Source organism: uncultured Allobaculum sp. (assembly GCF_948576815.1).
GTDB lineage: Bacteria > Bacillota_I > Bacilli_A > Erysipelotrichales > Erysipelotrichaceae > Allobaculum > Allobaculum fili.
Genome location: NZ_CAPAEZ010000084.1, coordinates 1 through 10,022, shown reverse-complemented (window position 1 = coordinate 10,022; position 10,022 = coordinate 1). Strand labels below are relative to the sequence as shown.

Genomic DNA, 10,022 nt, shown 5'->3' with positions numbered 1-10,022 from the left:
AACTAGAAAGGCAAGGCACTGCTCACTTGTGAAGCTTAAGTGAACAGCATTGCGACGAAAGGAAAGAAAAATCCCTTAGCTGGGCCTTTTCTTTTTGAACAGGAAACACAGGATCTGCGAAAAAAGCGGTTTGGCGAAAAAGAAACCGCATAAGCAGGGACCATCGATTCCTTATCCTTTTCTGGAGAATCTGGAAATTGTCTTTTCCCGCCTGAGCGCGTAAAACGAAATGACAAAACAGAGGGCGGCTCTGAAAAAGGAAAAAGAAAGGACGCATCAATCGAAGCGTCTGAAAGGAGAAAGAGAAAAATGAAGTCTTGGATTCGCCTGACTGCAGCAGCCAGCGTACTGCTTGGCGTTTTTAGCGTGCCGGTTATGGCCCAGGAAGAAACGGGCGGATGGACACGCGTTCATCGGGTTTCTCATGTGGTGGACCGGCTGGAAGGCCGTCCGACCTTTGTGAACGGCACCGCAACCGCGCCGCTGAGCGCTCCGGAAGGCAATGCGATGTATCGCCTGTACAATCCTAACTCCGGCGAACATTTTTATACGCAGGATCGCAACGAACGGGATTATCTCGTCCAGGTCGGCTGGACGCTCGAAGGTCTGGGCTGGTATGCCCCAAACGTCTCAGGCACGCCGGTGTATCGTCTCTACAATCCAAATGCCGGCGATCATTTTTACACCGCCGCTGCACGGGAAAAAGATCATCTCGTTTCGATGGGCTGGATCGATGAAGGCACTGGCTGGTATTCCGCCGATGCCCTAAACGGCACGCCGCTGTATCGTTCCTACAATCCCAATGCGCAGACCGGATCGCACAACTACACCCAGGATGCGCGCGAATACGAATTTCTGGCCGGACAGGGCTGGAAGAGCGAAGACATTGGCTGGTATGGCATTTCCACGGTAATTCCCACGCAGGGCTACGCGAAAGCGCTCGAACAGGGCATGACCGAATATCAGGCGGCTCTGAGCGATGCGGCGAAAAAACGCAGCCTTGATGGTCTGTACGAAAAGGCGGATACCCTTGCAGCGCTCATGCGCAGCGCGGATGCGATGTCGGATGGACGGACTCTGGCGTTCCAGAACGGCAGGCTTGTCGGCTGGTCCGATCCGGGACAGAGCCTGATCGTACTGAGCGCCTGGGAAGCGAATCGTCCGATTCTGATTTACTCGCCCTGGAAGCGGTAGCTGATGCTCGCGGACACGGTGAGCGGCGGTACGCTGTCCGCAAACGGATGCTTCTTGAGTACCAAAGCGGGTACCGACCAGTTCGCAACGGCTTGCGGTACGCTGCGAAACGGACGCTTTAACGGAAACGCGGTTCGCTTTGAACGCTACGATACCGGCTATCTGTATCAGGATGAGCTGAGCGCGGGCGAAGCGATCGATAACGTAATGAACGGAATCGTCCAGTTCAGCACCGAAAACGTGCAGCCAAAGGACGGTCAGCCCAATACGTACAATTGGAAAATGAGCGTCGATCACGGCACCGCGAAAACGGAGCTGAAAAACGATCTGTATCTGGTTTCCATTCCGGATCCGTTCGGCTATCAGATTTACTACGACTTCCAGCCGCACAATCTGAAGTACTGGTACGAATAACTGCGAAGAAAAAGAGAAATCAGACCAATGAGCGATTCATGCGGCAGTCCAGGACTGCCGCATGTGCTTTTTCCGGATGCGGGGTTTCAGAATGTTTGTCCGAAGGCACCAGAAATCCAAAGCGGGAGGACTTCGAAAAGGACTTCAAATCGGTGCAAAAAAGCCGTCAAGCGGATTGCGAAGATTATCAAATTCGAAAGAAAAAGACGCGAAGAGCGCGCAAACGTATAATGGAGAAAATCTCGGTCCATACACAGACTGCCCCTTCTGTCTGAAATCAGAGGTAAAGACGGAAACCGGCTATGGATCGAAGCGGACTGAAATCGAGTCTGCAAGTGAGGATTGTATGCATAAAGGAAACCGTCTGATCGCCGTTCTGCTTTCCCTGTTCCTTCTTGTGCCCAGCCTGTCGCTGATGGCGAAAGAACCGCTGGTCATCGATGACGCGGATTTGTTTACGGCCGAAGAAGAAGCCGTTCTGGAAGAAAAATGCGAACAAATGAGCAGCGACTACAACACGACTGTCTGGGTTTATACGTCCAGCGTTCCCCAGTATTCGGACAATTACGCCAGAGACATGCTCGAGTCGACCGGCGAATCGGAGTATCCCGCCGGCTATCTGGCGTACGGCATCAATATGTCGGACCGCTCGTACTGGGTAGACGCCTACGGCGATACGGTTCGCAGCATTTTTACCCAGAGCAAGCAGGACCGTCTTTCGGATGCTGCGGCGGACGAGCTGAAAGAGGGCAATTATTTTGAAAGCGCCATGACCGTTCTCGAAAAGGCGGATAAGCGCTTCTATTTAAAGACCACGTCCATGGGCTGGCTGAAAAAGCCGTTTGTGGAATGGAAAACGTCCCTGCTTCTGATCGGTCTGTCCCTGATTCTCTCTCTGGTCATTGCCCTGATCAGGACGGGCGTCAAAGTCGGCAGGCATAAAGACAAAAAGCTGGCGCGCAAGGCTGCGGAATACGAAGACGCGCTCAATCTCAAACATAAGGAAGACCGCTTTGTGCGTGCCTACCAGACACGCGTCAAGGTGGAAAGCGACTCCCCCAGTCACGGCGGAGGATTTTCCGGCGGCGGTTCGGCTGGCCATACCGGAAGCGGAGGTCATTTCTGATGGAATACAAATGCAGCAACTGCGGCGGCGAACTGCAGTTTGATCCGGAATCCGGCAAGCTGAAATGTCCGTTCTGCGGCCGCGTTCAGGAACTGAACGAACAGGAAAACGCCGGCCAGTCTCAAAAAGGACTGGTCGATCATGAAGTCCATGAAGATACAAGCGCCAGCCAGTCCGGTATGAAAGCCTTTGTCAAGGCGACCGACGGCAGTACGGAAAGCACGGAAGATCTCGTCGTGTACGAGTGCCCGCACTGCGGCGCGGAAATTGTGACCGATAAAACGACGTCCGCTACCACGTGTCTTTTCTGCAAGACCCCGCTGGTCATTGAAAAGCAGACAAGCGGCAAGTTTGCCCCCAAATACGTGGTTCCTTTTGAAATCGATAAAAAGCGGCTTGGCGAACTGTATGAACAGTACATTGCCAAAAAGCCGTTTTATCCCGATGAATACGCTTCGGAAAATGTCATCGATAAAATCCAGGGCATTTATTTGCCATACTGGCTTTACGATCTGCAGATGAACGGCATGATGAGTGCGCGCGGCGAACATACGATTACGACGCGGCGCGGCAAGTACATGGTGACCGATCACATGGTGTATCAGATCGAACGCGGCGGTTCCATGGATTTCTGGAAAATTCCGGTGGTGGCATCGTCCAAGGCAAGCGAGGAAGCGATGAACGCCATCGAACCGTACAACTACGACAAGCTCATGCCGTACAATCCCGGCTATCTGCCCGGCTTTCTGGCGCAGCGTTACGATCAGGATTCCGATACACGCGCTGCCCGATCGGAAGAACGCGCCAGAGAATCGTTTGAGTCTGCGCTCACCAGCACGATGGGCGGCTACGAAGGACTCCACGTCACCGGCAGTCAGATTCGCCGGGCGCTGAAAAGCGCGGACTACGCCATTTTGCCGGCGTATCTGCTTTACATGGACTACAAGCGGGATCAGGGCGAAGATCACGTCATCGCCGTCAACGGACAGACTGGTCAGATCGCCGGCAATATCCCCGTCGACAAGGGAAAGCGAAACCGCTACTTCATACTCTGCTTCCTTTTGTCCTGGCTCATTCTGGCCGTGGTCATGATTGGCGTGTTCATGATGATCGACTGATGCACGAGTAAAGATTTTCAGGCGAAGGTCGGGCTTTACCGCCCCTGACTTTCGCCTTTTTGTGCGCCGTTTTTGCGCACGCAAAGGGGAAAAACCTGTGCCCGGCGAAAAAATCGGTCAGAAAATTCACCAAAAGTGTGTCCTGAAATCGCTTGACAATCCCCGCAGGATATCAGAGAGGGGAACGTTTCCCTTCGTTGTATAATAGGAAGACTATGAGACAGGACACGCTTTTTGATCCGATTTCCGGCGATGAGGAATATCGCGAGAACTCGGATCCTTCGAAAAAAGACGGATTTATGCTTCGTCCGCTTGCCGATCGGATGCGGCCCGATACGCTGGAAGAATACTGCGGACAGACGCATCTGATTCAGCCCGGATCGCTGCTGTGGAACTGCATTGAAAAGGACACGCTGCCTTCGATGATTTTCTGGGGTCCGCCCGGAGTGGGCAAGACGACGCTGGCGAGCATCATCGCCAAAAAGACCCAGAGCCGGTTTGTGACTTTTTCAGCCGTACAGACGGGCATTAAGCAGATCCGGGAAATGATGGCGCAGGCCGAAACCGATCGGAAAAACGGCAAGCGCACCGTCGTGTTTATCGATGAGATTCACCGCTTTAACAAAGCGCAGCAGGACGCCTTTCTGCCCTGGGTAGAAAAGGGAAGCATTATCCTGATCGGCGCGACGACGGAAAACCCGAGCTTTGAAGTCAACAGCGCCCTGTTATCGCGCTGTAAAGTTTTCGTTCTGAAATCCCTGCAGACCGACGATATTGTCCGGCTGCTCCATCAGGCGATTGAATCGCCAAAGGGATACGGCGGAACAGCGATTCACATGACGGACGATCAGATTCACGCCGTTGCGACGTTCGCCCATGGCGACGCCCGACTGGCACTGAACACGCTGGAGATGATTATCACCAACTCGCCGGATGATATTTACGGCGTTCACGTCGATGAAGACATTATCAAGCAGGTCCTTGGCGTACGGACGCTGCTGTACGATAAAAAAGGCGACCGTCACTACGACATGATTTCCGCCCTGCACAAATCGATGCGAAACTCGGATGTGCAGGCGTGCATGTACTGGCTGGCACGCATGTTAGAAGGCGGTGAAGATCCGCTCTACATTGCGCGAAGAGCGGTGCGCATGGCCAGCGAAGACATCGGCATGGCCGACAGCCGGGCACTGGAAATTACGATTGCCGCCTATCAGGCGTGCATGTATCTCGGCATGCCCGAGTGCGCCATTCATCTCGCCCATGCGATGACGTATCTCGCCCTGGCGCCCAAAAGCAATTCTCTGGAAACGGCGTACAACGCCGCCAAGGAAGACGCGCTCAAGACGCTCGAAGAGCCGGTGCCGCTTCACATTTGCAATGCACCGACTTCACTCATGGCGGATCTCGGCTATGGCGACGGGTACGAATATTCGCATGACTATCCTCTGCACATGACCGACATGGTCTGCCTGCCCGACAAGCTCAAGGACCGCGTCTACTACCGGCCTGGCACGCTGGGCAGCGAAGCCAAAGTCGGCCGGCGCATGGAACAGATTGCGCAAATTAAGAAAAGTATTTCCCAGAACAGGAAGAAGGCTGAAAAGAGTGAACATGACCCTGCATCTTGAAACCCTTGACGATACCAAAAAGCTTGCCGAAGCGTTTGCCCGGCAGCTTAAAGATAAAACGATGACCATCACCCTCGATGGCGATCTGGGCGCGGGCAAAACCGCGTGGACCCGCTTTTTCGGACAGGCGCTGGGCGTAAAGCGAACGATCAACTCGCCCACCTTTACGATTATGAAATCGTATAAAACCGCCGACGGAACCCCGCTTTACCACATGGATGCCTACCGCCTGGAAGGCGCCCACCAGGACCTCGGCTTTGAAGAATGCTTCACAGACGGTCTTTGCGTCGTCGAGTGGGCAGAATACATTGAAGAACAGATTCCATCGGATCATATTGCGATGTCTCTTGCGGAAACCGGCGAGACGAGCCGCGATGTACAAATCGAGGCGACCGGCGAAGAAAGCCGCAAAATCGTGGATGAAATCATGAAGGAGTATGCCTGATGAAAACCCTTGTTATGGATACGGCCTGGAAAAATCTGGTGATCGCTCTTTTTGAAGACGGAAACCTGGTCGAAGGCCTTTCGAAAGAAGCATTCAAGAAACAGAGCGAAAGCCTGCTGGCAGAACTGGAAGTTCTGCTCAGAAAAGCCGGCTGGAGCCTGAAGGATATTGACGAAGTCATTGTGACCGACGGTCCGGGCTCCTATACCGGCCTGCGGATCGCCATGACGACCGCCAAAATTCTCGGAACGCAGTCCCATGCGAAAGTGCGCACGATTTCAACCCTGCAGCTTTACGCGGGAACCGCCCCCAAGGCCAACGTCATCCTCGATGCCCGCGCCAGCCGCGCATATGTAGGCCATCTGGAAAACGGGATGGAGCTCTTCAAGGAAATTTTGCCTGTTGAAGATCTGCCGGCCTATTTCCAGGATCATCCGGGAGTGCTGTATGGCGAAGGCGAGCTGATCGGACAGACCGCCCAGCCATCGGATTTCCTGGAAAACGCCCGGGCCCTGCTGCCGCTGGCCAAAGACGTGGAAAATGTGGACGCACTGACGCCCTGCTATATGAAAGAAAGCAAGAGGTATCTGGCGTGAGCAAGGTCCGCCCGATGACGCAGGCCGATCTTCCCCGCATCGCCGAGCTCGAACAGCTCTGTTTTGAAGACGCCTGGCCGGAAGAGTCGTTTGCGTTTGAACTGGAGGAAAATCCCTTTTCCCACCCTCTCGTTTTCGAAGAAGAGGGGAAAATCATCGGCTACGCCATACTGTGGATCATGTTTGAACAGGCGCAGCTGGCCAATATCGGCATTGATCCCGTATGCCGCAAAAACGGCTATGGACAGACGCTTCTGCAGGCCTGCATCGATCAGGCAAAAGAAGCGGGCTGCGAAACGTTCAGTCTGGAAGTGCGCGAGTCCAACACGCCAGCCAGAATGCTGTACGAAAAGGCGGGCTTTGTCTTTCTGCACCGCTCCAAAGGCTATTACGCCAACGGCGAAGACGCTCTGGTCATGGCTATTGGACTGTAAACCATAAATGCGGACGACCTGAAGAGTCTTTGCGTCTGTATCGATTTTTCGCTTTCTAAAAGGGAAAGAGAAAACCCGAACGGAATCTTCAGAGCCAGTCCGGATCCCCTAATGGAAGGAACCAAACGGAATGATTGTATTTGGAATAGAAAGCAGCTGCGACGAAACCGCCGCAGCCGTTGTCAAGGATCAGAAGGACGTGCTTTCGAGCGTCGTTTCTTCACAGATTGACACGCATAAACAGTTTGGCGGCGTTGTTCCGGAAGTCGCCAGCCGCCTGCATGTGGAAAATATTTCCACCGTCATTGATCAGGCGATTACGGATTCCGGACTGGCCTGGGACGATATCGATCTGATTTCCGTCACCCAGGGCCCCGGCCTGATCGGCTGCCTTCATGTCGGCGTACAGGCGGCTAAGACCCTGTCGCTGCTGACCGGAAAGCCGCTTGTCGGCGTTAACCATCTGGCCGGCCACATTTATGCCAACAAGCTCGATACCGACCTGAAATTTCCGCTGCTCGCACTTTTAGTGTCCGGCGGAAACTCGGAACTCATTTACATGAAAGACGAGACGAGCTTTGAAATTCTCGGCGAGACGCAGGATGACGCCATCGGCGAAGCGTATGACAAAGTCGCCCGTGTCCTCGACCTCGGCTATCCGGGCGGCCCGAAAATTGACCGCCTCGCTAAACAGGGCCAGCCGATTTACAAGCTGCCCCGTCCAAAAGCGCCTGGCGAATACAACTTCTCCTTTTCCGGTCTGAAATCCGGCGTGCTCCAGTTTGTGAAGCGCATGGAGCGGGAAAACAAGGAATGGAAAGTCGAAGATCTGGCCGCTTCCTTCCAGGAAACCGCGCTCGAAGAAATTTTCACCAAAGTGCGCAAGGCGATCGAAAACCATCCGGATCTGAAGCAGATGATTGTCGGCGGCGGTGTAAGCGCCAACAGCCGGCTGCGCGAAAAAGTCGCTGAACTCGCGAAACGGTATCCGAACATGGAATTCAACGTGCCGCCTATGAGCTGCTGCACGGACAACGCGGCGATGATCGCGATCGCAGGCGAAATCGCCTGGAGTCATGGACGGCGCGCGGATCAGACCCTTTGCGCGGATTCGTCCCTCGATCTCGATTTTTAAGCCATCCGACTAGACTATTTCATCAAACGGGCTTTATCTTTCGGACTTTTGATTCGTCGGGCGAATTGTTCACGGATTGGGCAGCGCATACTGGAAAAGAGCGCATTCGTTTGATCCGCCTGTTTTCGGTCGATATAATCGAGATCAAGCGGTGAGAGACCGCAAAACCGTTTGATTCATCAAAACACCATAAGAATGAGAGGCTGACTAATGGCAGATAAGATTATTGTTCTGGACTTTGGCTCCCAGTACAACCAGCTCATTGCCAGACGGATTCGTGAGTTCGGTGTCTATTCCGAACTGCATCCCAATACAATGACGCTGGATGAAATTTTAGCCCTCGGCGATGTAAAAGGCATTGTTTTTTCCGGAGGCCCCAACTCCGTCTATGCCAAAGACGCGCCGCAGTGCGACCCCGCAATTTACACATCCGGCATTCCTCTTCTCGGCATCTGCTACGGCATGCAGAGAATCATGGAAGACCTCGGGGGACAGGTTCTGGCATCCGACCGCAAGGAATACGGACGCACAGAAATTACGGTAACCCGCGAAAACCTTCTTTTTGACGGACTTCCAACCGAACAGACCGTCTGGATGTCCCACGGCGACCAGGTATCCCGTCTGGCTCCCGGCTTTGAGCAGATCGCAAAAAGCGAAACCTGCCCGTTTGCGGCGGCGGAAAATACAGAAAAGAAAATTTATGCGCTCCAGTTCCACCCCGAAGTACGCCATTCCGTGTATGGAAATGACATCCTGCGCAATTTCGTCTTCAAAATCTGCCAGGCCGAGGCAAACTGGTCCATGCACGATTTCATTGAAGTACAGAAAAAGAAAATTAAGGATCTTGTCGGCGATGACAAAGTTCTTCTTGGTCTTTCCGGCGGCGTAGACTCTTCCGTTGTCGCCGCTCTGCTTCACGAAGCGATCGGCGATCAGCTGATCGCGATGTTCATCGACCACGGTCTGCTGCGCAAAGGCGAAGCGGAATCCGTAATGGAAACGTTTGGCCGCAACATGAACATCAATCTGGTCAAGATCGACGCCAAGGACCGTTTCATGAAACGTCTGGCCGGTGTCAGCGATCCGGAACAGAAACGTAAAATTATCGGCAGCGAATTCATTTACACCTTTGATGAAGAAGCCGGCAAGATCGCGCAGGGCGAAAACATCAAATGGCTCGCACAGGGTACCCTGTATACCGACGTCATTGAATCTGGAACCCATTCCGCGCAGACGATCAAGTCCCACCACAACGTCGGCGCTCTGCCAAAAGACATGGAATTCAAGCTTATTGAACCGCTGAACACGCTGTTCAAGGACGAAGTCCGTGCGCTTGGCGAAGAACTCGGTCTGCCGCACGAAATGGTATGGAGACAGCCGTTCCCAGGACCAGGTCTTGGCATTCGCATCATCGGCGATATCACCGATGAAAAACTGGAAATCGTTCGCGAATCCGACGCCATTCTGCGTGAGGAAATTGCCAAAGCCGGTCTCGAGCAGGACATCTGGCAGTACTTCACCGCGCTGACCAACATGCGTTCGGTCGGCGTTATGGGCGACCAGCGTACATACGACTACGCGGTAGCGATCCGTGCGGTTACATCCATCGACGGCATGACCGCTGACTGGGCGAAAATCCCATGGGATGTGCTCGGCCGCGTATCCGATCGCATCATTAATGAAGTTCCGCACGTAAACCGCGTACTGTACGACATTACCTCCAAGCCGCCTGGAACGATCGAATTCGAATAAGACCAAAGCGGGAAAATGCTCGTTTTTTCTGAAATCCGGGAAAACGGGAAATTTAAAGAATGCTCTGAAGGAGTCAAAGCGGATGTGAATGCATCTTCTTTGACTCCTTTTTCGGCTTTTTGCGTAAGTGTCAAACAATCGACGGGTATACGCGAGACTGAATATTAGATACGCTAA

10 protein-coding genes are annotated in these 10,022 nt (G+C 53.5%); all 10 read left to right on the top strand.

The window, feature by feature from the left end:
* Positions 1 to 309 precede the first annotated feature (309 nt).
* Complete coding sequence (locus tag Q2J39_RS09730; RefSeq protein ID WP_288340427.1) at positions 310 to 1,194, top strand: hypothetical protein; 885 nt, start codon at positions 310 to 312, stop codon at positions 1,192 to 1,194.
* 3 nt (positions 1,195 to 1,197) lie between these two features.
* Positions 1,198 to 1,608: a hypothetical protein gene (locus Q2J39_RS09725; RefSeq protein ID WP_288340425.1), complete on the top strand. Its 411-nt coding sequence runs from the start codon at positions 1,198 to 1,200 to the stop codon at positions 1,606 to 1,608.
* Positions 1,609 to 1,954: 346 nt separating this feature from the next.
* Positions 1,955 to 2,734 (top strand): TPM domain-containing protein, encoded by a 780-nt coding sequence (locus Q2J39_RS09720; RefSeq protein WP_288340423.1) that lies wholly within the window; start codon positions 1,955 to 1,957, stop codon positions 2,732 to 2,734.
* Positions 2,734 to 3,852 carry a hypothetical protein gene (locus Q2J39_RS09715; RefSeq protein WP_288340421.1) on the top strand — a complete coding sequence of 373 codons (1,119 nt, stop codon included), beginning with the start codon at positions 2,734 to 2,736 and terminating at the stop codon, positions 3,850 to 3,852. The genes Q2J39_RS09720 and Q2J39_RS09715 overlap by 1 nt, the downstream gene beginning before the upstream one ends.
* 299 nt (positions 3,853 to 4,151) lie before the next feature.
* The gene (locus tag Q2J39_RS09710) at positions 4,152 to 5,483 is read left to right on the top strand and encodes a replication-associated recombination protein A (protein WP_288340429.1); all 1,332 of its coding nucleotides are present in this window, start codon (positions 4,152 to 4,154) and stop codon (positions 5,481 to 5,483) included.
* Positions 5,467 to 5,928 (top strand): tRNA (adenosine(37)-N6)-threonylcarbamoyltransferase complex ATPase subunit type 1 TsaE, encoded by a 462-nt coding sequence (tsaE, locus tag Q2J39_RS09705; RefSeq protein WP_230266891.1) that lies wholly within the window; start codon positions 5,467 to 5,469, stop codon positions 5,926 to 5,928. The genes Q2J39_RS09710 and tsaE overlap by 17 nt, the downstream gene beginning before the upstream one ends.
* Positions 5,928 to 6,524: a tRNA (adenosine(37)-N6)-threonylcarbamoyltransferase complex dimerization subunit type 1 TsaB gene (gene tsaB, locus Q2J39_RS09700; protein WP_288340418.1), complete on the top strand. Its 597-nt coding sequence runs from the start codon at positions 5,928 to 5,930 to the stop codon at positions 6,522 to 6,524. The genes tsaE and tsaB overlap by 1 nt, the downstream gene beginning before the upstream one ends.
* Positions 6,521 to 6,958, top strand: coding sequence for a ribosomal protein S18-alanine N-acetyltransferase (gene rimI, locus Q2J39_RS09695; protein WP_288340416.1), 438 nt, complete (start codon positions 6,521 to 6,523; stop codon positions 6,956 to 6,958). Before tsaB ends, rimI begins: the two co-directional genes overlap by 4 nt.
* Positions 6,959 to 7,088: 130 nt before the next feature.
* Positions 7,089 to 8,093, top strand: a complete 1,005-nt coding sequence (gene tsaD, locus Q2J39_RS09690; RefSeq protein WP_288340414.1) for a tRNA (adenosine(37)-N6)-threonylcarbamoyltransferase complex transferase subunit TsaD — start codon at positions 7,089 to 7,091, stop codon at positions 8,091 to 8,093.
* A 210-nt stretch (positions 8,094 to 8,303) separates the two neighbouring features.
* Positions 8,304 to 9,845, top strand: a complete 1,542-nt coding sequence (gene guaA / locus Q2J39_RS09685) for a glutamine-hydrolyzing GMP synthase (protein ID WP_230266887.1) — start codon at positions 8,304 to 8,306, stop codon at positions 9,843 to 9,845.
* Positions 9,846 to 10,022: the final 177 nt, after the last annotated feature.

Coding starts and splice junctions, on each gene's coding strand:
- Q2J39_RS09730 (WP_288340427.1), top strand. CDS start 310: ATGAAGTCTTGGATTCGCCTGACTGCAGCAGCCAGCGTACTGCTTGGC.
- Q2J39_RS09725 (WP_288340425.1), top strand. CDS start 1,198: ATGCTCGCGGACACGGTGAGCGGCGGTACGCTGTCCGCAAACGGATGC.
- Q2J39_RS09720 (WP_288340423.1), top strand. CDS start 1,955: ATGCATAAAGGAAACCGTCTGATCGCCGTTCTGCTTTCCCTGTTCCTT.
- Q2J39_RS09715 (WP_288340421.1), top strand. CDS start 2,734: ATGGAATACAAATGCAGCAACTGCGGCGGCGAACTGCAGTTTGATCCG.
- Q2J39_RS09710 (WP_288340429.1), top strand. CDS start 4,152: ATGCTTCGTCCGCTTGCCGATCGGATGCGGCCCGATACGCTGGAAGAA.
- tsaE (WP_230266891.1), top strand. CDS start 5,467: ATGACCCTGCATCTTGAAACCCTTGACGATACCAAAAAGCTTGCCGAA.
- tsaB (WP_288340418.1), top strand. CDS start 5,928: ATGAAAACCCTTGTTATGGATACGGCCTGGAAAAATCTGGTGATCGCT.
- tsaD (WP_288340414.1), top strand. CDS start 7,089: ATGATTGTATTTGGAATAGAAAGCAGCTGCGACGAAACCGCCGCAGCC.
- guaA (WP_230266887.1), top strand. CDS start 8,304: ATGGCAGATAAGATTATTGTTCTGGACTTTGGCTCCCAGTACAACCAG.